Annotated in this window: 16 protein-coding genes; 3 read left to right on the forward strand and 13 right to left on the reverse strand. The window is 70.5% G+C overall.

The annotated features are described in order from the left end of the window. Positions 1-29: 29 nt before the first annotated feature. From QFW81_RS07305 to prfB, 4 genes are all read right to left on the reverse strand, one after another. The gene (locus QFW81_RS07305; protein WP_280578350.1) at positions 30-2,180 is read right to left on the reverse strand and encodes an ATP-binding protein; all 2,151 of its coding nucleotides are present in this window, start codon (positions 2,178-2,180) and stop codon (positions 30-32) included. Between the two features lie 5 nt (positions 2,181-2,185). Then, positions 2,186-3,238: a two-component system response regulator gene (locus QFW81_RS07310; RefSeq protein ID WP_280578030.1), complete on the reverse strand. Its 1,053-nt coding sequence runs from the start codon at positions 3,236-3,238 to the stop codon at positions 2,186-2,188. Positions 3,239-3,498: 260 nt separating this feature from the next. Then, on the reverse strand, positions 3,499-5,022 hold the full coding sequence (lysS, locus tag QFW81_RS07315) for a lysine--tRNA ligase (RefSeq protein ID WP_280578031.1): 1,524 nt from the start codon (positions 5,020-5,022) through the stop codon (positions 3,499-3,501). Between the two features lie 179 nt (positions 5,023-5,201). Beyond that, positions 5,202-6,330, reverse strand: a protein-coding gene (prfB, locus tag QFW81_RS07320) for a peptide chain release factor 2 (protein WP_280578033.1) whose coding sequence is annotated in 2 segments (ribosomal slippage) — positions 5,202-6,254 and positions 6,256-6,330 — 1,128 coding nt in all. Because the reading frame shifts where the segments join, the coding sequence is not laid out codon by codon here. A gap of 82 nt (positions 6,331-6,412) precedes the next feature. Between prfB and QFW81_RS07325 the strand changes: the two genes are divergently transcribed. Beyond that, positions 6,413-8,314: a diguanylate cyclase domain-containing protein gene (locus QFW81_RS07325; RefSeq protein ID WP_280578034.1), complete on the forward strand. Its 1,902-nt coding sequence runs from the start codon at positions 6,413-6,415 to the stop codon at positions 8,312-8,314. 125 nt (positions 8,315-8,439) lie between these two features. Here QFW81_RS07325 and QFW81_RS07330 read toward each other — a convergent pair whose 3' ends face one another. Then, on the reverse strand, positions 8,440-9,315 hold the full coding sequence (locus QFW81_RS07330) for a LytTR family DNA-binding domain-containing protein (RefSeq protein ID WP_280578035.1): 876 nt from the start codon (positions 9,313-9,315) through the stop codon (positions 8,440-8,442). A gap of 150 nt (positions 9,316-9,465) precedes the next feature. Here QFW81_RS07330 and QFW81_RS07335 point away from each other — a divergent pair, with 150 nt between their 5' ends. Continuing rightward, on the forward strand, positions 9,466-10,668 hold the full coding sequence (locus tag QFW81_RS07335; protein WP_280578036.1) for an acyltransferase family protein: 1,203 nt from the start codon (positions 9,466-9,468) through the stop codon (positions 10,666-10,668). A gap of 4 nt (positions 10,669-10,672) precedes the next feature. On the opposite strand, the gene recJ is transcribed toward QFW81_RS07335, so the two are convergent. From recJ to carA, 5 genes are read right to left on the reverse strand one after another with little or no spacing between them, the layout of a single operon-like run. Next, a complete protein-coding gene (gene recJ, locus QFW81_RS07340) occupies positions 10,673-12,412 on the reverse strand; it encodes a single-stranded-DNA-specific exonuclease RecJ (RefSeq protein ID WP_280578037.1) in 1,740 nt (579 codons plus the stop codon). Then, positions 12,409-13,356, reverse strand: a complete 948-nt coding sequence (locus QFW81_RS07345; RefSeq protein WP_280578038.1) for a phosphoglycerate mutase — start codon at positions 13,354-13,356, stop codon at positions 12,409-12,411. Before QFW81_RS07345 ends, recJ begins: the two co-directional genes overlap by 4 nt. A gap of 5 nt (positions 13,357-13,361) precedes the next feature. Continuing rightward, complete coding sequence (gene greA, locus QFW81_RS07350; protein ID WP_280578351.1) at positions 13,362-13,826, reverse strand: transcription elongation factor GreA; 465 nt, start codon at positions 13,824-13,826, stop codon at positions 13,362-13,364. 23 nt (positions 13,827-13,849) lie between these two features. After that, entirely contained in the window at positions 13,850-17,101 is a 3,252-nt protein-coding gene (carB, locus tag QFW81_RS07355) for a carbamoyl-phosphate synthase large subunit (protein ID WP_280578040.1), read from the reverse strand. Further along, the gene (carA, locus tag QFW81_RS07360) at positions 17,101-18,237 is read right to left on the reverse strand and encodes a glutamine-hydrolyzing carbamoyl-phosphate synthase small subunit (RefSeq protein ID WP_280578041.1); all 1,137 of its coding nucleotides are present in this window, start codon (positions 18,235-18,237) and stop codon (positions 17,101-17,103) included. Before carA ends, carB begins: the two co-directional genes overlap by 1 nt. Before the next feature lie 178 nt (positions 18,238-18,415). On the opposite strand from carA, the gene QFW81_RS07365 reads away from it, so the two are divergent. After that, positions 18,416-18,922: a hypothetical protein gene (locus QFW81_RS07365; RefSeq protein ID WP_280578042.1), complete on the forward strand. Its 507-nt coding sequence runs from the start codon at positions 18,416-18,418 to the stop codon at positions 18,920-18,922. A gap of 7 nt (positions 18,923-18,929) precedes the next feature. Here QFW81_RS07365 and dapB read toward each other — a convergent pair whose 3' ends face one another. From dapB to dnaK, 3 genes are all read right to left on the reverse strand, one after another. After that, entirely contained in the window at positions 18,930-19,643 is a 714-nt protein-coding gene (dapB, locus tag QFW81_RS07370; protein WP_280578043.1) for a 4-hydroxy-tetrahydrodipicolinate reductase, read from the reverse strand. 62 nt (positions 19,644-19,705) lie between these two features. Further along, complete coding sequence (dnaJ, locus tag QFW81_RS07375; RefSeq protein ID WP_280578044.1) at positions 19,706-20,839, reverse strand: molecular chaperone DnaJ; 1,134 nt, start codon at positions 20,837-20,839, stop codon at positions 19,706-19,708. Positions 20,840-20,988: 149 nt separating this feature from the next. Next, positions 20,989-22,914: a molecular chaperone DnaK gene (gene dnaK / locus QFW81_RS07380; protein ID WP_280578046.1), complete on the reverse strand. Its 1,926-nt coding sequence runs from the start codon at positions 22,912-22,914 to the stop codon at positions 20,989-20,991. Positions 22,915-22,950: the final 36 nt, after the last annotated feature.

The raw sequence follows: 22,950 nt of genomic DNA on the forward strand, positions 1-22,950 counted from the left end.
GCCCGGCTCGTCCCGGCCGGCGGCCCGCCTCAGGCGTCGGCGTCGGCCTCGGCGGCCACCAGATCGCCCTGCTCCCGCAGGGCGGCCAGCGCGTGCTGAAGCTGCTGGCGCAGGCGATTGCTCAGACCCGCCCAGTCGCGGGTCAGCTGTTCCACCGGCATGCGCATGCCGGCCGACGCGGTCTCGCTCAGGCGCATCGCGCCCATGTTGGCCGCCGTACCCTTGAGCGCGTGGCAGACATCGCGGAATTCCTCCCAGCGGCCGACGCTGCCGGCGGCTTCGATGTCGGCGATGCACTTGCGTGCGTCGCGCGCGCATTCGCCGAGAAAGCGCTGCACGAATTCCTCGCCCAGGCCCATCTCGCGCAGTTCGTCGAGGATGTGCTTCGAGACCACGTTGTCCTGCGCCGCTTCCGTCGCGGCGGTCGTCGCGGTGGCGGCGGACGGCTGCGCGCTGTCGGCCTGGCCTTCGGCGATCTCGGCCAGCTTCTGCAGCAGGCGGTCGACGGCGATCGGCTTGGTCAGGTAGGCGTACGCGCCTGCCCGCTCGCACTCGACCTGGGCCTCGCTGGTCGCATCCGCGCTCAATACGATGAACGGTGTGCGCCGGCGTCCGGCTTCCATGAAGCGCGCCTGCTTGATCACCTCCAGCCCGCTGATGCCCGGCATGTGCAGGTCGGTGATCACGGCATCGAACTGCTGGTTCTCGATCGCGTCGAGGATGTCCTCGCCGGCGTTGACGATGTAGGCCCGGTGCCCGGCCTTCTCCAGCAGCTTGCGCATCACCATCAGGTTCGCGGGCTGGTCGTCGCCGACCAGGATGCGCAGGGAGCGTACCCGCGCGCGATGGCGCACGAACGGATCGGAGAACGCGATGACGTTGTCGTGCGGTCGGCCCTCGGGAGCCGCCTGCACATCCGCCAGGCGAAGCGGAAGCTCGACATGGAAGTGCGAGCCCGCGCCGACCATGCTCTCGGCGGTGATGGTGCCACCGAGCAGTTCGGTCAGCGCCTTGGCGATGGTGGTGCCCAGACCGGTGCCGCCGTAGCGGCGGCCACGCCCGGACTCGACCTGTTCGAACGCGTCGAAGATCCGCTCCAGGGCCGGCGCGGGAATCCCGATTCCGGTGTCGTGGACCGAGAACCGCAGCAGGGAATGCCTGGCGTCCACCTCCCCGGCCAGCGACACATCCAGCGTGACCTGGCCTTCCTCGGTGAACTTGATCGCGTTCGACAGCAGGTTCACCAGGATCTGGCGCAGGTGGTTCGCGTCGCTGTGCAGCAGGTCGGGCACGTCGGCCCCGATGTTCAGCTCCAGCGCCAGGCCCTTGGACTGCGCGCCCGGCAGCAGCATCAGATGGATCGACTTGAGCTGTTCGCGCAGCGAGAAGTCGGTATCGACCCGGTTGAAGCGGCCGGCCTCGATCGCGGACAGGTTCAGCACGTCGTCGACCAGCAGCTGCAGCGAGCGCGCCGAGGTCTGGATGACCTGGGCGCTGTCGCGCTGGTCGGCGTCCATCCTGGACGACATCAGCAGCTCGGACATGCCGACGATGCCGTTGAGCGGGGTGCGGAACTCGTGGCTCATGTTGGCCAGGAACCGGCTCTTCGCCTCGCTGGCCGCCTTGGCCGCATTGGTCGCCTCGATCAGCGCGCGCAGCAGCGAGATCAGGTACAGCGGGACCGCGACCAGGCCGAGCACCAGGCCCCAGCCCAGCCAGGCGTTCGCCTGCCAATAAGGCGTGTACAGCACCACGGTCGAGAACGTGACCGCCGCGAACCCGATCGCGCCGTACAGGTACCGTGGACCGAAGCGCAGGCCGTTGCCGATCGTCACCCACAGCAGGATCACGTACATCGGCGCCAGCTTCTCACCGAGCAGGTACATGCCCGTGCCCATCAGCACGTTGTCGATCACCATGCCGAGCACGCGGCGCGGATGAGAAACCCCAGGGCGCGCGACGATCCAGGCCAGGATCCCGAAGGCGATGACGAAGTCGACCGTCAGGATCGTGCGCGAGGCCTGCAGCGGCCCGGCGAGCGCCGGATCGCCCTCGAAGGCGAAATACAGATACAGGTAAACGACCGCAAGCATCACCACCCGCACGATCGCCTGGCCGTGCTCGCTGTCGGGGCGGTTGGACAACCGTCCGCGCACGAGATCGAACAGCGGCGCGCCCACGCGGTTCAACGCCCGGCACCCTCGGCAGCCGGATAGCGGCGGCAGATGTCGTCGATGCGGTCGCGGCGCCCGAGCAGGGCCGCGGCGCAGGTCGGATCGAACAGCTTGCCCGACTGTTCCTCGATGTAGGCCAGCGCCTCGTCGACGGTCCAGGCACGCTTGTACGGACGCTGCGAGACCAGCGCATCGAACACGTCGGCCACGGCCACGATGCGCGCCTCGAGCGGGATCTGGTCGCCGGCCAGGCCATCGGGATAACCGCTGCCGTCGAAGCGTTCCTGGTGGCGCAGCGCGATCGTCGCGCCCATCTGGATGAAGCGGCTCTGGCTACCCGTGAGCAGCTCATGGCCGATGCGCGGATGCTCGCGCATCACCGCGGTTTCGGCATCGTCCAGCGGGCCGGGCTTGAGCAGCACCGAGTCGGGGATCGCGATCTTGCCGATGTCGTGCAGCGGCGCGGCCAGCTCGATCATCCGCACCTCGTCCTCGAACATCCCGAGCTGCTCGGCGATCAGGCCCGCGATCGCCGCCAGCCGCGCGAGGTTGGCACTGGTGCCGGCATCGCGGTACTCGATCGCACGGGCGAGCCGGTGCAGGGTCTCGCGCTCGCGCTCCTCCACCTCGTGCATGCTCGACAGCAGGCGCTGTTCCAGCGACAGCGCGCGCTGCTTGACGGATTCTGATTGCTGGCGCAGCTGCAGCAGGTTGCGGCAGCGCGCGCGCAGCTCGCGCGGACGCACCGGCTTGACCAGGAAGTCGATGACCCCGGCATCCAGGGCCGCCTGCCGGATCGGCTCGTCGCCGACCACGGTCACCAGGACGATCGGCACGTCCCGGTGCAGCAGCGGCTTGCGGAAACGACGGGCGAACTCCAGCCCGTCGATCACCGGCATGCGGTAGTCGAGCAGCAGCAGGTCCGGCCGGTTCTCCTCGCACCAGCGCAGCGCCTGCTGCGGGTCGCCGAAGTCGAGCACTTCCAGCTCGGGACTGATGTCCTCGAGGATATGCCGCAGCATGGTGCGGGCTGACGTCTGGTCGTCGACGATGACGATGTTCATGTGCGCGGCGGATCCCCGGGGCGACGGGTCGGTTCGTCCGGATTCGGACCGCCGCCTGACATAATCGTAAGCAAGTCCTGTGCCCATGCCGGATCCCTCCATTCCGAGACCTGGTTCACGAAAAGAACGGGAGTCCGCCCGTCCGCAGGTCAGAAGCTGACCGAATCATGCCCTAAATTCACACCCCGTGCGCCGCATTCCGGGACCGGCCTGGCCCCGGCCGAGCGGCCCGGAATGCCGGCCAACGGCGTCCCACCCGCCTAGTGGCCCGCCTCCGGGCGCATGTAGGGGAACAGCAGCACGTCCCGGATCGATGACGAATCCGTGAACAGCATCACGAGGCGGTCGATGCCGACCCCGAGCCCCCCGGTCGGCGGAAGACCGACCTCGAGCGCCCGGATGTAGTCGGCGTCGTAATGCATGGCCTCGTCGTCACCACCGGCCTTGGCCTCGACCTGGGCCCGGAAGCGGGCGGCCTGGTCCTCCGGGTCGTTCAACTCACTGAACCCGTTGGCGATTTCCTTGCCGCCCACGAACAGTTCGAAACGGTCGGTGATCCCGGGCTCGGTGTCCGATTCGCGCGCGAGCGGCGAAACCTCGACCGGATAGTGGGTGATGAAGGTGGGCTGCACCAGGCCGGCCTCGACCGTCTTCTCGAAGATCTCCAGCAGCAGCTTGCCCCAGCCGTACGACGGCCTGACCGGAATCTTCAGCGCGGCGCAATGGCGCGCGAGCGCGTCGCGATCGCGGCAGTCGGCCTGGCTGATGGCCGGATTGAGTTCGCGCACCGCCTCCTCCAGCTTCCAGCGCCGGAAGGCGGGGCCGACATCGATCGCATTGCCTTCCCAGGTCAGCGCCGTGGTGCCGAGCGTGTCGCGCGCCACGTCGCGGATCAGTGATTCGGTCAGGTCCATCACCTCGCCGTAGGCGACGTAGGCCTCGTACAGCTCCAGCATCGTGAACTCGGGGTTGTGCCGGGTGCTGACGCCTTCATTGCGGAAGTTGCGGTTGATCTCGTAGACGCGCTCGAAGCCGCCCACCACCAGCCGCTTGAGGTAGAGCTCAGGCGCCACGCGCAGGTAGAGCTCCAGGTCCAGCGCATTGTGGTGGGTCACGAACGGACGCGCCGCGGCGCCGCCGGCGATGTAGTGCATCATCGGCGTCTCGACCTCGAGAAACCGGCGCGCATCCAGCCAGCGCCGGATCGCGGCGATGATGCGCGAGCGCTTGACGAACACCTCGCGCGCCTCGGGCGTCACCACCAGGTCGACATAGCGCTGGCGGTAGCGCTGCTCGACGTCGGCCAGGCCATGCCACTTGTCCGGCAGCGGGCGCAGCGCCTTGGTCAGCAGCCGCAGGGTCTCGGCCTTGACCGACAGCTCGCCGGTCCTGGTGCGCATCAGGGTGCCTTCCACGGCCACGATGTCGCCCACGTCCCAGGTCTTGAACGCGTCGTAGGTCGCGCCCAGCGCGGTCGACTGCAGGAACAGCTGGATGCGCCCGCCCACGTCCTGGATCAGCGCGAACGCCGCCTTGCCCATCACCCGCTTGGCGAGCATGCGCCCGGCCAGCGACACGCGCCGGCCCTCGGCTTCGAGCGCCTCGCCGGTCCACCGCTCGGCATCGGCGTACCGGGCCTGCAGGTCGCCGGCCTCGTCCGCGCGCCGGAAGTCGTTCGGGAACGCGACGCCCTGCCCGCGCAGCGCGGTCAGTTTCGCGCGGCGCTCGGCGATCAGGGCATTGTCGTCGGCGGGCGCGGGCTGGGGATGCACGGGGTCGGTCATGGCGAGATCGGAATCCGGGGCGGCGGGAATCGGGCGGGAGTACGCGGCGTCACGAAGCAGTTGCGCGTACCAGGGTGCATTGCAGGGAAGGAACGGCAAGGCGACGGAACAGGCGCGGAACGCGGGAGCCGGGACTCCCGACACAAGCTCACGTCCCGGACCCCGCCGCGCTCGTCGGATCAGACCGCATCGACACGCTTGGAGCCGGCCTCCAGCCCCGCCTTCAGGCTGCCCTCGACGAACTCGTCCAGGTCGCCGTCGAGCACCTTCTGCGTGTCGCTGCGTTCGATGCCGGTGCGCAGGTCCTTGATCCGGCTCTGGTCGAGCACGTAGTTGCGGATCTGGCTGCCCCAGCCGATGTCGGACTTGGTGGCCTCGACCGCGTCGCGCTCGGCGTTGCGCTTCTGGATCTCGAGTTCGTAGAGCTTGGCGGCCAGCATCTTCATCGCGTTGTCGCGGTTCTGGTGCTGGCTGCGCCCGGTCTGGCAGGCCACCACGATCCCGCTGGGGAGATGGGTGATGCGCACCGCCGACTCGGTCTTGTTGACGTGCTGGCCGCCGGCGCCGGACGAGCGGTACACGTCGGTCTTCAGGTCGGCCGGGTTGATCTCGATGTCGATGTTGTCGTCGACTTCCGGCGAGACGAACACCGAGGTGAAGCTGGTGTGGCGGCGGTTGTCGGAGTCGAACGGCGACTTGCGCACCAGGCGGTGCACGCCGGTCTCGGTCTTCAGCCACCCGTAGGCGTAGTCGCCCTCCACCCGCAGGGTGGCCGACTTGATGCCGGCGACGTCGCCGCCGCTGGCCTCCATCAGTTCGGTCTTCCAGCCGCGCGCCTCGCACCAGCGCATGTACATGCGCAGCAGCATCTCGGCCCAGTCCTGGGCCTCGGTGCCGCCGGCACCGGCCTGGATGTCGACGAAGGCGTTGGCGGTGTCCATGTTGCCGGAGAACATGCGCTGGAATTCAAGCTGCTCCACGCCCTTCTGGAAACCGTCGACGTCGGCCACCACGGCGATCGCGGTGTCCTCGTCGTCCTCGGATTCGGCCAGGTCGAGCAGTTCGCCTGCGCCGGAGAGGCCTTCGCTCAGGCTACGGATGCCGTTGACGGTCTTGTCGAGCAGCGAACGCTCGCGGCCGAGCGCCTGCGCGCGTTCGGGGTCGTTCCAGACGTCGGGGTTCTCGAGCTCGCGCTCGACTTCCTCCAGACGTTCGCGCTTGGCGTCGTAGTCAAAGAAACCCCCTCAGCGCATCCAGCCGACCGGCGAGGTCGGCGATGCGCTGGCGGACGGGATTGAGTTCGATCATGGCGGGGGCAATGGGCTCGCGAAAACATGGGATTCTATCAACCTTCCGCCGGACCACGCCGAGACAGGAGACCCCGTAGCCGATGACCCCGCACCGGCGCCACGCCTCCATCGCCACCTGCTGCCTCCTGTTCGCGCTCGCGCTGCCATCGCCACCGGCAGCGGCCCGGTCCTCCGACTGGACCCTGCATCCGGATGCGTTGCGCTGCTATCAGCTGCGCCAGAGCGATCCGGCAGCCGCGGCCTCGCTGGCCGGCGAACGCCTGCGCGAAGGCGGGCTGCAGCCGCCCGACGCGCTGGTGTTCGAAGCCTGCCAGGCCGCCTCGCGCGCGCTGATGGGCGAGGCGGACGCGGCGCGCGCCGGCGTGGAGCGGGTCGAGGCCGTGCTGGCCGCGCATCCGATGCCGACCGGGTACCGGCTGCGCGCGCTGTCCAACGCCGGCCTGACGCTGCAGTTGGCCGGCGACATCCCGGGCGCGCTCGCCGCCTACGAACGCGCGCTGCGCGCCGCCGAGGAGGCCGATGCCTGGGAGGCGCAGGTCACTACCCTGGTCAACATCGCCTTGATCCACGGCGAGGAACTGGCCGCCTACGACGAAGCCGAAGCCCTGCTCGCGCAGGCGGCGCGGATCAATGCCGCGCACGGCGCGCCGAAGGCGATCGTCGCCTACAACCGCGGCCTGAACGCCTTGCGGATGGAGCAGCCGGTGGAGGCGCGCGGTCACTTCGAGCGCGCGATGGCGGCGGCGCGGAGCGCGGACGAAGGCGTGGTGGTGGATCGTGTGGAGGCCGAACTCGCCGCGCTGGACGCCACGCCCGGGACCAGGCAGTCACTCGATCGCACATACGCGCGCCAGCGCGACGGTGGCGATGCCTCCGGCGCGGCGCGCACCGCCCTGCTGCAGGCGCAACTGGCGCTGGCGGCGGGCGAACCGGGGCGGGCGACGGCCGATATCGGGCGTGCGATGGCAGTCCTTCCGGCGAGCGGCTTCCATGCCGAGCGCGACCAGGCCCTGCGCCTGCGTGCGGAGGCCCTGGCCGCGTCCGGGGACTGCGCCGGTGCGTTGCAGGCCAGCCGCGAGGCGTACGAGGCCCAGCTCGCGCGCCTGCGCTCGAGCCAGCTCGACGGCCTGGCGCGCGTACAGGCCGACCTGATGGATGCCGACAACCGCGAGGCGCTGGCGCTGGCGCGCAAGGAAGGCGAACTCAACAGCCTGCGCGCCTCGCACGAGCGGCGACAGCGCAATCTCGCGATTGCGGCCCTGGCGATCCTGGTGATGCTGGCGCTGGGCTTCGTCGCGTACCAGCGCCGGGTGACGCGGCGCCTGCGCAACCTCAGCACGCGCGACAGTCTGACCCGCCTGCTCAACCGCCATGCCGCCGGCAAGCGCCTCGGCGCGATGGTGCCGCCGCGGATCGACGCCGGCGACGCGCGAACGGTGGTGTTCCTGATCGACATCGACCACTTCAAGGCCATCAACGACCGCCACGGGCACGGCACCGGCGACGCCGCGCTGGTCACGGTGGCGCGTGCGCTGACGGACGTCTGCGGACCGAACGCGGTGGTCGCACGCTGGGGCGGCGAGGAATTCCTGGTCGGCCAGCGCGAACTGGACCTCGCCGGCGCGTGCGCCGTGGCCGAGCGCCTGCGCGGCGCGGTCGCCACGGCGACCGCCGGTGGCGACGCGGGTACGGTCGCGGTGTCGATCGGATTCGCGGCGGTCCCCGTGTTCCCGCCGCGCGCCGGGGCCGCGTCCGACGCCGCCTCCGGCCACTGGCCGGATGCGGTGATCCTCGCCGACCGCGCGCTCTACGCCGCCAAGCGCAGCGGTCGCGACACCTGGGTCGGGCTGTGGGGCCGCGCCGGTGCCCGGGCCTCGATCGACGACGTGCTCGACGATCCCGGGATGGCGATCGCCGCGGGCGATGTCGAGGTGGCAGCCGCGCGTCCGGGCTTCGCCTGGCCCGAGACGCCTTCGCGCTGAGTGCCGGAGGCGCCCCCGGAAGGCGACCTGCGCACCGGTGGCCGGCGTGTCGTGGCCGCGGGACGCCGCTGGCCGGATGCCCGAACACCGCGCCTGCGCGCCGCCCGTCGCCGCGAAGCTCGCGATCAGGCGTCGCCGAGCCGCTCCCGCAGGTCGCCGCGATAGCGGCGGCTGGCCGGCAGCACGGTGCCGTCGTGCAGGTGCACCCGTGCATCACCGGTGTCGAGCGGTTCGATCGAGGCCAGGCGGTCGAGGTTGACGATGTAGCTGCGATGGATGCGCAGGAACCGGCCGGGGTCGAGGCGGGTCTCGATCCCGGAGATCGTGCTGCGCAGCGGATAGTCGTGGCCACGCACGCGCAGGTTGACGTAGTTGCCCGCGGCCTGCAGCCATTCGATGTCGTTGGCCGCGACCAGGAACTCGCGCCCGAGCTTGCGCACCAGGAAGCGGTCCGGGCGCTCGGCCGCGTCCGCCGGCGGCGCGTCGTCGGGCGTGGCCAGGAAGCTCGCCTCGCCCTGCAGCCGCCGCAGCAGCAGCCGGTAGACCTCGACGATCACCACGATCGACGCGTAGGAGCGCACGTCCTTCAGGTATTCGTACAGCAGTTCACGCGGCCACGGCCCGAACCCGTAATCCATCCCCTGCCAGCGGTAGGCCAGCACGCGCAGGCCGATCATCCCGGCCACGTGGACGATGCACACCGCCGCGCTGGCCGCCAGGTGCAGCGGCAGCCGTCGGCGCCAGTTGTCCCAGTGGGTCGGCCATCTGCGGGTGAGCCAGGCGATCGCCGGGATCAGCACCGCCCACACCAGCGCGCTGCTGGTCTCCCAGACTGCCGGTTCCCAGGGCGCCACCGCGGTGGGTCCACCCCGGTTGAGCTCGATCCAGGTGGTGAGACTGTTGCCCACGACGTTCGAGAGCAGCAGGGCCCCCACGAACCCGGCCTCGGCCCAGTGCCGCCACGGCCGGTAGCGTTCATAGGCGGTGGGGGCGGAGGACATCGCGGCATTCTAGCGGCCGCGCCGCCACCAGCCGTCCCCGCTTGGCCGCGGCCCGTCCCCGGGTACCGGCGATCCGCCCCCTGGCGCTGGTCTCGCAGCGCGCGTGCCCCGCATGCTCGCCGCCACCGTCCACGCCTGGAGTGAGTTCCGATGCAGCGCCGCCACGACCTCGACTGGGTCCGCACCTGCGCTTTCGCCCTGCTGGTCCTGTACCACGTCGGGATGTACTACGTGACCTGGGAATGGCACGTCGACAGCCCCCACGCCAGCACCGCGCTCGAGCCGTTCATGATGCTCAGCTCGCCCTGGCGGCTGGGCCTGCTGTTCCTGGTGTCAGGGGTGGCGACCGCGTTCCTGCTTGGCAAGGCGCGCGCGACCGCGGCCCGCGAGGACGGACGCGTGCGCTTCCTCGGGCCACGCTCGTGGCGGCTGCTGGTGCCGTTGGCGTTCGGGATGCTGGTGATCGTGCCGCCGCAGTCGTATTTCGAGGTGGTCGACAAGCTGCCGGGCGGCTACCACGACGGCTACCTCGCGTTCTGGGGCCGCTACCTGGCCGCCGACGACAGCTTCTGCCGCGGCGACGACTGCCTGGTCCTGCCGACCTGGAACCATCTGTGGTTCGTCGCCTACCTGTGGGTCTACACGGTCGCGCTGTGGGGCCTGGCGCGCTTCGCGCCACGGATGCTGGAACGCGCGGGTGGGTGGCTGGCCGGGCGGCTGACGTCCCGGGCTGGTGTGCTGCTGTGGCCGATCGTCTATTTCGCCCTCGCACGCGTCGCCCTGATCGGCGTCTTCGACTCGACCCATGCCCTGGTCGACGACTGGTACAACCACGTCCAGTACTTCGCCCTGTTCCTCCTCGGCTTCGCGATCGCGCGCGCCGACGGGGTGTGGGAGGCGATGGTGCGCCAGCGCCGCCTGGCGCTCGCGCTGTGGCTGACGAGCTGGCTGGCGGTGGTCGCCTACTTCCACCACTTCAGCCAGATCGAGCCACCGCATGCCCTGCGCCTGGCGATGCGCGCGGCCTGGGGCATGAACCAGTGGTGCGCGATCGTCGCCATCCTCGGCTTCGCCCGCCACTGGTCCCCCGGCGACAGTCCCGTCCTGCGCTACCTGTCGCAGGCGATCTTCCCGGTCTACATCCTCCACCAGACGGTGATCATCCTGCTGGCGGTGGGGATGCGCCCGCTGGCGCTGCCGCCCCTGCTGGAGGGACCGCTGCTGGTGGCCGCGACGTTCGCGCTGTGCTTCGCGGGCTACGAGCTGCTGCGCCGCATCCCGCTGGCGCGGCCGCTGTTCGGACTCGCCAGCCAACGCCGCGTGCCGACGCCCGCTCCGGCGCCTGCCGCATGAGCCTTCAGGCGGCGGCGAGGTGCTCGACGATCAGCTGCACCGCCTGCGGGCCGCGGTAGTCGTCGGCCGCCAGCCGGAAGCACAGGTGGCAGCGCGGCGCAGGCCGTTCGCCGGTCCAGCCGCCGAAGTGGATGGCGTTGAGCGGGGCAGGAACGCCGCCGATGCGCAGCGACAGGCGCAGGTGGCGTTCGCCCACCACCCGCCAGTCGGCGACTTCGAACACATCGTCGAACAGCGGCTCGGCGAAGCCCTGGCCCCAGGGACCGCCGTCGCGCAGCGCGTCGGCGTGGCGGCGGTCGAATTCGTGCGGCGACAGTGCGCCGTCGCTCACGATCTCCGCCGCGAGCAGGGCCGGATCCAGCATCCGGCGCACCGCCTCGGCGAACGCGCGCTCGAACGCGGGCAGGTGCGCGCGCGGCAGGCTCAGCCCCGCGGCCATGGCGTGGCCGCCGAAGCGGTCGACCAGCCCCGGTTGCGCGCTGTCCACCGCGGCCAGGACGTCGCGGATGTGCAGGCCGGGGATCGATCGGGCCGAACCGCGCAGCGACGTGCCGCCGGGTTCGGACGGTGCGAAGGCGACCACCGGACGGTGCAGCCGTTCCTTCATCTTCGACGCGACCAGGCCGACCACGCCGGCGTGCCAGTCGGGGTGGAACAGGCACACGGCCGCGTCTCCAGCGTCTGCGGCGTCAGCGTCCAGCGCCGCGAACGCGGCCTCGGCATCGGCGAGCATGGCCTGCTGCACGCCGCGGCGCTCGGCATTGATCGCGTGCAGGCGTTCGGCCAGCGGGCGCGCGGTGGCCGGGTCGTCGCTGAGCAGGCACTCGATGCCCAGCGACATGTCCTCCAGGCGCCCGGCGGCGTTCAACCGCGGCGCGACCGCGAACGCGACGTCGGCCGCAGTCAGGCACGCGGCGTCGCGCCCGGCCACGTCCACCAGCGCCTGCAGCCCGGCGCAACCGCGCCCGGCGCGCAGCCGGCGCAGCCCGGCGGCGACCAGCGCACGGTTGTTGGCGTCCAGCGGAACCAGGTCGGCCACGGTACCGACCGCGACCAGGTCGAGCAGGCTCGAGAGGTCCGGCGCAGATGCATCGGCAAACGCGCCCTCGCGTCGCAGCCGCGCACGCAGCGCGAGCAACACGTAGAAGATCACGCCCACGCCGGCCAGGCACTTGCTGGGAAACGCGTCGCCGGCCAGGTTGGGATTGACGATGGCGTCCGCCGGCGGCAACGCGGGTCCGGGCAGGTGGTGATCGGTGACCAGCACGCGCCAGCCGCGCGCCTTCGCCGCGGCGACGCCGGCGTGGCAGGCGATGCCGTGGTCGACGGTGACCAGCAGCGGCGGCGCGCCCGGCGCCTCCGGCAGCCGTGCGGAAAGTTCGTCCACCAGTGCCGGCGACAACCCGTAGCCGTGCACCTGCCGGTTCGGCACCGCATGCAGCACGCCGTGCGCACCGAGCATCCGCAGCCCGCGCACCGCGACCGCGCAGGCGGTGGCGCCATCGGCATCGAAGTCGCCCACCACCAGGATCCGCGTCCCGCGCGCGATCGCGTCGGCCAGCAGGTCGACCGCGGCGTCGAGCCCGGCCAGCGTGTCGGGCAGCAGCAGCTGCGACAGGCGCGGCTGCGCCAGCGCGGGATCGGCGATGCCGCGGGCCGCGTACACGCGGCGCAGCAGCGGCGGCATCTCGTCCGGCCAGGCGCCCGACACCTCGCCCGCCCGGCGGCGGATGCGCAGGGTCATGCCGCGACGAGACGCGCGGCAGGCCGCCGCCAGAAGCGCCACCGCTGGCCGCGCGCCAGGGTGACCACGGTGCCGTCGGCGCTGTCCAGGTGCAGCGCGTGCAGGTCGCGTGCGCGCAGCGCGTCGAGCGCCGGCCGCAGCCAGTCGCGCTCCAGGACGTGCGCATCGCGCATCGCCACCAGGTCGAACAGCCAGCCGCCCTCGCCCGTTTCGAAGCACGCCGGCAGCGGGCGCGCGACGCCGGCCAGCGAGGCCAGCCCGCCCGCCACCTCGTCGTCGCTGCACACCTGCGCGTGATCCGGGCGGACATGGTCGGGCAGCACGCCCCCACCCCAGAACCACAGCGAATTGATCGCCGGCCGCCCGGACTCCAGACGTTGCGCGTTCCACGGATGGTTGTGCAGCACCACCTGCGCTTCGCTCAGCAGGCCGCGCCAGCGCCGGCCCTCCGGACCCTGCGCCAGGTGTTCGAACAGGTCGGCGCCGAGCGCGTCGTCCGGCTCGGTGAATTGCGGCAGGGTCGACGACGGCGGCAGCCGCAGGTACCAGCGGCCCGGCACCGGTGCGTCGATCGGCATGCCGGCGTCGCCGAACAGCGGTTTGAGCGCAGGCAGGAGCTGCGCGGCGTCGCGGGCGTCCAGCCCGAGCGTCTCGCCCACGCCCAGCAGGCGTGCTCCATTGATGTCGGGCTGCACCCGGCAGGGATCGGCGCGCAGCCAGGCCGCGCCCGCGGCATCGCCGGCGTCGCGCTGGCGCGTGAGCGCCGCGACCGGCCAGTGCTGCGGCACCGGATGCAGGTGCCGCAGCAGCTGTGCGCGGCGACCCTCGCCGAGCCCGCGGCGCACGTCCGCGCGGCCCAGTGCAATGGCCACGGCTGCCGACGGCGCGGCGGAACCGAGGCGTCGCGCGGCAGGCAGCAGCAGGGTCGCGACGCCGGCCGTCATGCGGCTCAGCCGCCGTAGCTCACGTCGACGATCTCGAACTCGCGGGCGCCGGCGGGGGCTTCGATCGTGACGCTGTCGCCTTCGTGCTTGCCGATCAGCGCGCGCGCCACCGGCGAGGAAATCGCGATCAGCCCGAGCTTGATGTCGGCCTCCAGGTCGCCGACGATCTGGTAGCGCTTCTCTTCGTCGGTCTCGACGTCGGCAATGGTGACGGTCGCACCGAACACCACCTTGTCGCCGGCATCGAGCCTGGCGACATCGATGACGTCGGCGTGGGAAAGCTCGCCTTCGAGCTGCTTGATCCGGCCCTCGATGAAGCCCTGCTGCTCGCGCGCGGCGTGGTACTCGGCGTTCTCCTTGAGGTCGCCGTGTGCGCGCGCTTCGGCGATCGCGTTGATCACCGCCGGGCGCTTGACCGACTTCAGCTCTTCGAGTTCGGCGCGCAGGCGTTGCGCGCCAGCCATGGTCATGGGTGGTCTCATCTGACGTCTCCTCAGGCGTCCTTGCGCAGTTCTTCGTGCAGTTCCTGCAGCGCCCAGACCGGGCCGCTGCCGCGATAGTCCAGAGAATGCAGCAGTGCGCGCGCGCCGGCAACGGTGGTCGAATAGGTCACGCGCTGCTGCAGCGCCTCGCGCCGGATCGAGAACGAATCGGCGATCGCCTGCCGGCCCTCGGTGGTGTTGACGATGTAGGCGATCTCGCCGTTCTTGATCAGGTCGACGATGTGAGGACGGCCTTCGAGCACCTTGTTCACCTGCTCGCAGTCGATGCCGTTCTCGCGCAGCCACTTCGCGGTGCCCGCGGTGGCGACGATCGCGTAGCCACGTGCGACCAGGTCGCGCGCCACCGGCAGCACGCGCTGCTTGTCGGGATCGCGCACCGACACGAACGCCTTGCCCGACGCGGGCGGCGCCTTGATGCTGGCCGCTTCCTGCGCGCGCGCGAACGCCGCGCCGAAGTTGCGGCCCACGCCCATCACTTCGCCGGTGGAGCGCATCTCCGGCCCGAGGATCGGATCCACGCCCTGGAACTTGGCGAACGGGAAGATCGCCTCCTTGACGGAGTAGTAGGCCGGCACGATCTCCTTCGTGGCGCCCTGCTCGGCCAGCGTCATCCCCGCCATGCAGCGCGCGGCGATCTTCGCCAGTGCCAGGCCGGTGGCCTTGGACACGAACGGCACCGTGCGCGAGGCGCGCGGGTTCACCTCCAGCAGGAAGATGGTGTGGCGGCCGTCGTCCTCGGTCTGCACCGCGAACTGGGTGTTCATCAGCCCGACCACCTTCAGGGCGCGCGCCAGCGCCACCACCTGCTCACGCAGCCGATCCTGCACCTCGGCGGGCAGCGAATACGGCGGCAGCGAACACGACGAGTCGCCCGAGTGCACGCCGGCCTCCTCGATGTGCTCCATCACGCCGCCGATCAGCACGTTGCCGTCCTTGTCGGCGATCACGTCGACGTCCACTTCCACGGCGTTGTCGAGGAAGCGGTCGAGCAGCACCGGCGAATCGTTGGACACCTTGACCGCGTCGCGCATGTAGCGCGCGAGGTCGGCATCGGCGTGCACCACCTCCATCGCGCGGCCGCCCAGCACGTAGCTCGGCCGCACCACAAGCGGGTAACCGATCTCGCGCGCCAGCACCAGCGCCTCGTCGGCGCTGCGTGCGGTGCGGTTGGGCGGCTGCTTCAGGCCCAGGCGGTCGACCAGCTTCTGGAAGCGCTCGCGGTCCTCGGCCAGGTCGATCGAATCGGGCGAGGTGCCGATGATCGGTACGCCGTTGGCCTCCAGCGCGCGCGCCAGCTTGAGCGGGGTCTGGCCGCCGTACTGCACGATCACGCCCTTCGGCTTCTCCAGCTCGACGATCTCCAGCACGTCCTCGAGCGTGAGCGGCTCGAAGTACAGGCGGTCGGAGGTGTCGAAATCGGTCGAGACGGTCTCCGGGTTGCAGTTGACCATGATGGTCTCGTACCCGTCCTCGCGCAGCGCGAGCGCGGCGTGCACGCAGCAGTAATCGAACTCGATGCCCTGCCCGATCCGGTTCGGGCCGCCGCCCAGCACCATGATCTTGTCGCGGTCGGTCGGCTCGGCCTCGCACTCGTCCTCGTAGGTCGAATACAGGTAGGCGGTGCTGGTGGCGAACTCGGCGGCGCAGGAGTCCACCCGCTTGTAGACCGGGCGCACGCCGTGCGCGCGGCGCAGCGCGCGGATCGCCTGCTCGTCGCTGCCCACCAGCTGGGCCAGGCGCGCATCGGCAAAGCCCATGCGCTTGAGCGCGCGCAGGCGGCGGCCGTCGAGTGCGTCGATGCCCGCGGCCTCGACCTCGCGTTCGGTCGCCACGATGTCCTCGATCTGGTCGAGGAACCACGGGTCGACGAACGACAGCGCATGCACGTCCTCGACCGACATCCCGGCGCGGAACGCGTCGGCGAGGTAGAACAGGCGCTCGGGGCCGGCTTCCTTGACCTCGCGCCGCAGCGTGGCCAGGTCCGCCTCGTCGGCCAGGTCCAGGCCGGTCGGATCGAAGCCGACCTTGCCGGTCTCGAGTCCGCGCAGCGCCTTGTGCACCGACTCGGAGAAGGTGCGGCCCATCGCCATCACCTCGCCCACCGACTTCATCTGCGTGGTCAGGCGCGCATCGGCCTGCGGGAACTTCTCGAACGCGAAGCGCGGGATCTTGGTCACCACGTAGTCGATCGAGGGCTCGAACGAGGCCGGCGTGCGGCCGCCGGTGATCTCGTTGCGCAGCTCGTCGAGCGTGTAGCCCACCGCCAGCTTGGCCGCGACCTTGGCGATCGGGAACCCGGTGGCCTTGGACGCCAGGGCCGACGAGCGCGACACGCGCGGATTCATCTCGATCACCACCACGCGCCCGGTCTGGGCGTTGATGCCGAACTGCACGTTGGAGCCGCCGGTGTCGACGCCGATCTTGCGCAGCACCGCGATCGAGGCGTCGCGCAGGCGCTGGTATTCCTTGTCGGTCAGCGTCTGGGCCGGGGCGACGGTGATGCTGTCGCCGGTGTGCACGCCCATCGGGTCGAGGTTCTCGATCGAGCAGACGATGATGCAGTTGTCCGCGGTGTCGCGGACCACCTCCATCTCGAACTCCTTCCAGCCCAGCACCGACTCCTCGACCAACACCTCGCTGGTCGGCGAGAGCTCCAGGCCGCGCTTCACGATGTCCTCGAACTCCTCGCGGTTGTAGGCGATGCCGCCGCCGCTGCCGCCCAGGGTGAAGCTCGGCCGGATGATCGTGGGATAGCCGACCGTCGCCTGGATCTCGACCGCTTCCTCGAAGGTCTTCGCCACCGCCGCCTTCGGGCACTCCAGGCCGATCTCGCCCATCGCCACGCGGAACAGTTCGCGGTCCTCGGCCATGCGGATCGCTTCGCGCCTGGCGCCGATCAGCTCGACGCCGTACTTCTCGAGCACGCCGTGGTCGGCGAGGTCGAGCGCGCAATTGAGCGCGGTCTGGCCGCCCATCGTCGGCAGCAGCGCGTCGGGCTTCTCCTTGGCGATGATCTTCTCGACCGTCTGCCAGTTGATCGGCTCGATGTAGACCGCGTCGGCCATTTCCGGGTCGGTCATGATGGTCGCGGGATTGCTGTTGACCAGCACCACGCGGAAGCCTTCTTCGCGCAGCGCCTTGCAGGCCTGCGCGCCGGAGTAGTCGAACTCGCAGGCCTGGCCGATGACGATCGGGCCGGCGCCGATGATGAGGATGGTCTGGATGTCGGTGCGCTTTGGCATCAATGCTTCCCGGCGTGCTGGTTCGACATGGACGCCACGAAGCGGTCGAACAGGGGTGAGACGTCGTGCGGGCCCGGCGAGGCTTCCGGATGGCCCTGGAACGAGAACGCGGGCGCGTCGGTCAGTTCGATGCCCTGGTTGGTGCCGTCGAACAGCGAGCGGTGGATCACGCGCACGTTGGCCGGCAGGGTGGCCTCGTCGACCGCGAAGCCGTGGTTCTGCGAGGTGATCATCACCCGTCCGCTGTCGAGGTCCTGCACCGGGTGGTTGGCGCCGTGGTGGCCGTTGGCCATCTTCACCGTCTTCGCGCCGGCGGCCAGCGCCAGCAGCTGGTGGCCCAGGCAGATGCCGAACAGCGGCACTTTCGCATCGATGAATTCGCGGATCGCGGAGATCGCGTAATCGCACGGCTCCGGATCGCCCGGGCCGTTGGACAGGAACACGCCGTCGGGCTGCATCGCCAGCACCTCGGCCGCGGGCGTGCGCGCCGGCACCACGGTCAGCGCGCAGCCGCGCTCGGCCAGCATGCGCAGGATGTTGGTCTTCACCCCGTAGTCGTAGGCCACGACCCGGAAGGTCGAGGGCACGCTCTGGAACGCGTTCGCATCCAGATCCAGCGCGCCTTCGGTCCAGGCGTAGGTCTCGGCGGTGCTGACCACCTTCGCCAGGTCCATGCCCTTGAGGCCGGGGAACTTGCGCGCGGCTTCCAGCGCGCGATCGACGTCGACGTCGCCGGCCATCAGCGCGCCGTTCTGTGCGCCGCGGTCGCGCAGCAGGCGGGTGAGCTTGCGGGTGTCGATCCCGGCGATCCCGACGATGCCGCGCGCGCGCAGCCACTCCGGCAGCGCGACCTGGCTGCGCCAGCTGCTCGGACGGCGCGGTACGTCGCGCACGATCAGCCCGGCCGACCAGACCTTCGCGGCCTCGTCGTCCTGGTCGGTGCAGCCGGTGTTGCCGACGTGCGGATAGGTCAGCGTCACCAGCTGGCGCGCGTACGAGGGATCTGTGAGCACTTCCTGGTAGCCGGTCATGGCGGTGTTGAACACCACCTCGCCGACCGACAGTCCGGTCGCGCCCACGGAAACGCCCTCGAATACGGTGCCGTCTTCGAGGACGAGGATTGCGGTTTCGGTCACTGGCTTCGCCTACGTGGGGTTGCAAAAAACCACCGAAGCGGCGGAAAACCGGTCCGGAGGCGGGGGGAATCAGGCGAGCGGGAATGATACCGGGGGTCGCCCCAAAAGGAAAACCCGCTGTACAACCCGGGGATGCAGGACTAAGTTGGCCGAAGGGGACCGCGTGCCCGGGGGGGCCATGAACGACAAGACGGTGTACGCCAAGACGCCCGCCGGCCAGCAGGAGATCGGCGAGCGCAAGGCAGGGCTCGACGTCCGTCAGCGGCGCCTGCTGATCCTGGTCGATGGCCAGCGCAGCGTCGCCGAGCTGCGGGGCGTGTCCGGTTTCCCCGACACGCTGGCCCTGCTCGAGGGCCTGCAGTCCAGGGGGATGGTGGCCTCGGCCGGCGGCGCGAGCGCCGCGGCGGTGGCGGCGGCAGCTTCCGCGGGGCGCGTCCCCGCCACGGCGGCGGCCACGGCATCTGCGCCGGCGAACGCCGGGGACGTCCGCGAGCGCGGACGGCGCGCGGCCCACGCGATCACCGAACTGCTGGGCCCGATGGGCGAGGACTTCGCCATGAAGCTCGAGGGCGTGAAGTCCAGCGAGGCGCTCGAGGAACTGCTGGCGCGCTGCCGCCGGATGCTGGGGGAGATGCGCGGCAAGTCGGCGCTGGAGCGGTTCGAGCGGCTGCTCGAGGAAAGCTGACGGCGCATCAGCCGAACAGCAGTTGCCTCAGCCCGTAGCGGCCTGGCGGCCGGCCCGCCAGGCGCGTGGCGGCCAGCAGCGCGCCCTGGGCGAAGATGTCGCGGTTGCCGGCGCGGTGGACCAGCTCGATGCGCTCGCCGACCGTGGCGAACTGGACCAGGTGCTCGCCGACGATATCGCCCGCGCGCAGGCTGGCGTAGCGGGGCTGCGCCCCGCCCCGCTGCGCCGACTCGCCCAGCGCCAGCGCGGTGCCCGACGGCGCGTCGCGCTTGTGTACGTGGTGGGATTCGACGATGTCGCAGTCCCAGCCCGGCAGTGCGGACGCGGCGCGTTCGACCAGTTCGTCCAGCACCGCCACGCCGACGCTGAAGTTGGCCTGCCACAGCACCGGGATCGATGCCGCGGCCGAGTCCAGCGCTGCGCGCTGCACGTCAAACAGGCCGGTGGTGCCGGACACCAGCGCCGCGCCGCGCCCGCGGCACAGGGCGAGCACCGGGTCGAAGCCCTCGGGCAGGCTGAAGTCGATCGCCGCATCGAACGCGGGCGTGCCCGCCAGTTCCGACGCGGTGAAATGCGGGATGCCGTCCACCACGCGCTGGCCGACGGTGCGCTGCACCGCGGCCACGACGGCGACGTCCTCGCGTCCGGCGGCCAGGCGCAGCAGCGCCCTCCCCATGCGGCCGGAGGCGCCATGAACCAGCAGTCGGACGGGCGTGGACATGGCCGCAGGCTATCCGCGCGCCCGGGTGCCGGGCAAGCCCGGCGCGTCGCCGGGCGCCCGCGTCACGACGTCATGCGCTCCCAGAAGCCGCGCACGCCGTCGACGAAGGTGCTCGATCTGGGCGAGTGGCGCCGCGCGCCGTCGCCCACGAAGGTGGCGTCGAAGCGGTCCAGCAGGTCGCGTTGCTCCGGCGTGAGGTTGACGGGTGTTTCCACCACCACCTTGCAATACAGGTCGCCCGGTGCACGGCTGCGCACCGAACGCACGCCCTTGTCGCGCAGGCGGAAGACCCGGCCGGTCTGGGTTTCGGCCGGGATGCGGATCTCGGCTTCGCCGCCCAGGGTGGGCACGCGCACCACGTCGCCGAGCGCGGCCTGCGAGATCCTGATCGGTACCTCGCAATGCAAGTCGTCGCCGTCGCGCTCGAAGATCGGATGCGGCCGCACCCGGACTTCGACGTAGAGGTCGCCATGCGGCGCGCCGGCGGGCCCGGCCTCGCCCTCGCCCGCCAGGCGGATGCGGTCGCCGCTGTCGACACCGGCCGGCACCTTCACCGACAGGATCTTCTGGTCCTCCACGCGGCCGTTGCCGTGGCAGGTGCGGCACGGATTGGCGATCGTCTGCCCGCGTCCGTGGCAGTGCGGGCACGGCTGCTGCATCGAGAAGATGCCGCGCTGGAACCGCACCTGGCCGCGGCCGTGACAGGTCGCGCAGGTCTCGAGCTTGCGGTCTTCCGACCCGGTGCCGTCGCAGTCGCCGCACTCGGCCAGGGTCGGGATCTCGATCCGCTTCTCCAGCCCCGCCACTGCCTCCTCGAGGTCGAGCTCCATCACGTAGCCGACGTCGGCACCGCGCCGCGGACCGCCGCGCGCGCCGCCACCGCCGAAGATGTTGCCGAAGATGTCGCCGAAGATGTCGCCCATGTCGGCGCCGCCGAACCCGCCCGGCCCGGCGTTGCCGCCGCCCATGCCGTGCTCGAACGCGGCGTGGCCATGCTGGTCGTACATGCGGCGCTTGCCGCCGTCCGACAGGACCTCGTAAGCCTCCTTGCACTCCTTGAAGCGCACCTCGGCCTCGTGGTCGCCGGGGTTGCGGTCAGGGTGGAACTTCATCGCGCAGCGGCGATAGGCCTTCTTGAGGCCTTCCTCGCTGGCGTCGCGCGCGACGCCGAGGACTTCGTAGTAGTCGCGTTTCATGGACAGGGGATTCGGGTTCCGCGGTGATGGGGCGGGACAGACAGGATGCGCACGCGAGGAGGTCGCGACGGAACAGGCGGCGCCGGAACCCCGCCTGTTCCCGTCCCGGGCGATCCGTCAGCGCAGGCCGACGGCCCGAGTGCGGACCGTCACTGCTTCTTCTCGTCGTCGCGGACCTCGGTGAACTCGGCGTCCACCACGTCGTCCTGCTTCGAGCCGCCGCCCGCGCCCGGCTCGTCGCCGCCGGGGCCCTGCTGCCCGGCCGAGGCCGCCGCGAACAGCGACTGCGCGGCCTCTTCCAGCGCCTTGGTCTTGGACTCGATCTGGGCCTTGTCGTCGCCCTTCATCGCGGTCTCGACCTCGGCGATCGCGCCTTCCACGCGACCGATCAGGTCGCCCGGCACCTTGTCGCCGTTGTCCTTGATCGCGCTGCGCGCGGTGTGCACCAGCGCGTCGGCCTGGTTGCGCGCGCCGACCAGTTCCTGGAACTTGCGGTCGTCCTCGCGATGCGCCTCGGCGTCGGCGACCATGCGCTGGATCTCCTCGTCCGACAGGCCCGAGCCGGCTTTGATTTCGACCTTCTGCTCCTTGCCGGTCTTCTTGTCCTTGGCGGTCACGTGCACGATGCCGTTGGCATCGATGTCGAACGACACCTCCACCTGCGGCATGCCGCGCGGCGCGGCTTCAATGCCGGTCAGGTCGAAGCGGGCCAGCGACTTGTTGTAGCGGGCCTGCTCGCGCTCGCCCTGCAGCACGTGCACGGTCACGGCCGACTGGTTGTCCTCGGCGGTGGAGAAGGTCTGCGAGGCCTTGGTCGGCACCGTGGTGTTCTTCTCGATGATCTTGGTGAACACGCCGCCCAGGGTCTCGATGCCGAGCGACAGCGGGGTCACGTCGAGCAGCAGCACGTCCTTGACGTCGCCGGCCAGCACGCCGCCCTGCACCGCCGCGCCGATGGCCACGGCCTCGTCCGGGTTGACGTCCTTCTTGGGTTCCTTGCCGAAGAACTCGGTCACCGCCGCCTGCACCTTCGGCATGCGGGTCTGGCCGCCGACCAGGATCACCTCGGCGATGTCGCCGGCGCGCAGGCCGGCATCGTTGAGCGCGACCTTGCACGGCTCGATGGTCTTCTTCACCAGGTCGTCCACCAGCGCCTCGAGCTTGGCCCGGGTCAGCTTGATGTTGAGGTGCTTCGGACCGGAGGCGTCGGCGGTGACGTAGGGCAGGTTGACCTCGGTCTGCTGCGAGCTCGACAGTTCGATCTTCGCGCGCTCCGCCGCGTCCTTGAGGCGCTGCAGGGCGAGCGGATCCTTGCGCAGGTCGATGCCCTGGTCCTTGTTGAACTCGTCCACGAGGTAGTCGATGACGCGCTTGTCGAAGTCCTCGCCGCCGAGGAAGGTATCGCCGTTGGTGGCCAGCACCTCGAACTGCTTCTCGCCGTCGACTTCGGCGATTTCGATGATCGACACGTCGAAGGTGCCGCCGCCGAGGTCGTACACCGCGATCTTGCGGTCGCCGCCGGCCTTGTCCAGGCCATAGGCCAGTGCCGCGGCGGTGGGCTCGTTGATGATGCGCTTGACGTCCAGGCCTGCGATGCGGCCGGCGTCCTTGGTCGCCTGGCGCTGGGAGTCGTTGAAGTACGCCGGCACCGTGATCACGGCCTCGGTGACCTTCTCGCCCAGGTAGTCCTCGGCGGTCTTCTTCATCTTCTCCAGGATGCGCGCGGAGACTTCCTGCGGCGAGAGCTTGCGACCGTCGTTGGTCTGCACCCACGCGTCGCCGTTGTCGTGCGCGACGATGCCGTAGGACACCAGGTCGAGGTCCTTCTTGACCTCGGCGTCGCCGAACTTGCGGCCGATCAGGCGCTTGACGGCGTAGAAGGTGTTCTTGGGATTGGTGACGGCCTGGCGCTTGGCGCTCGCGCCGACCAGCACTTCACCGTCCTTGGTGTAGGCCACGATCGACGGCGTGGTGCGATCGCCCTCGCTGTTCTCGATGACCTTGGCCTTGCCGCCGTCCATGATGGCCACGCACGAATTGGTCGTGCCCAGGTCGATGCCGATGATCTTTGCCATGGTGGGTTCCCTCTGGAATTCAGTCTGTGCGGCAGC

This window comes from Luteimonas kalidii (assembly GCF_029887935.1).
Taxonomy (GTDB): Bacteria; Pseudomonadota; Gammaproteobacteria; order Xanthomonadales; family Xanthomonadaceae; genus Luteimonas; species Luteimonas kalidii.

What these genes read in the sequence shown, in the direction of transcription:
- QFW81_RS07325 (WP_280578034.1), top strand. Translation starts at nt 6,413, where the DNA reads ATGACCCCGCACCGGCGCCACGCCTCCATCGCCACCTGCTGCCTCCTG.
- QFW81_RS07365 (WP_280578042.1), top strand. Translation starts at nt 18,416, where the DNA reads ATGAACGACAAGACGGTGTACGCCAAGACGCCCGCCGGCCAGCAGGAG.
- QFW81_RS07335 (WP_280578036.1), top strand. Translation starts at nt 9,466, where the DNA reads ATGCAGCGCCGCCACGACCTCGACTGGGTCCGCACCTGCGCTTTCGCC.
- lysS (WP_280578031.1), bottom strand. Translation starts at nt 5,022, where the DNA reads ATGACCGACCCCGTGCATCCCCAGCCCGCGCCCGCCGACGACAATGCC.
- dnaK (WP_280578046.1), bottom strand. Translation starts at nt 22,914, where the DNA reads ATGGCAAAGATCATCGGCATCGACCTGGGCACGACCAATTCGTGCGTG.
- dnaJ (WP_280578044.1), bottom strand. Translation starts at nt 20,839, where the DNA reads ATGAAACGCGACTACTACGAAGTCCTCGGCGTCGCGCGCGACGCCAGC.
- QFW81_RS07345 (WP_280578038.1), bottom strand. Translation starts at nt 13,356, where the DNA reads ATGACGGCCGGCGTCGCGACCCTGCTGCTGCCTGCCGCGCGACGCCTC.
- carB (WP_280578040.1), bottom strand. Translation starts at nt 17,101, where the DNA reads ATGCCAAAGCGCACCGACATCCAGACCATCCTCATCATCGGCGCCGGC.
- greA (WP_280578351.1), bottom strand. Translation starts at nt 13,826, where the DNA reads ATGACCATGGCTGGCGCGCAACGCCTGCGCGCCGAACTCGAAGAGCTG.
- dapB (WP_280578043.1), bottom strand. Translation starts at nt 19,643, where the DNA reads ATGTCCACGCCCGTCCGACTGCTGGTTCATGGCGCCTCCGGCCGCATG.
- QFW81_RS07310 (WP_280578030.1), bottom strand. Translation starts at nt 3,238, where the DNA reads ATGAACATCGTCATCGTCGACGACCAGACGTCAGCCCGCACCATGCTG.
- QFW81_RS07330 (WP_280578035.1), bottom strand. Translation starts at nt 9,315, where the DNA reads ATGTCCTCCGCCCCCACCGCCTATGAACGCTACCGGCCGTGGCGGCAC.
- recJ (WP_280578037.1), bottom strand. Translation starts at nt 12,412, where the DNA reads ATGACCCTGCGCATCCGCCGCCGGGCGGGCGAGGTGTCGGGCGCCTGG.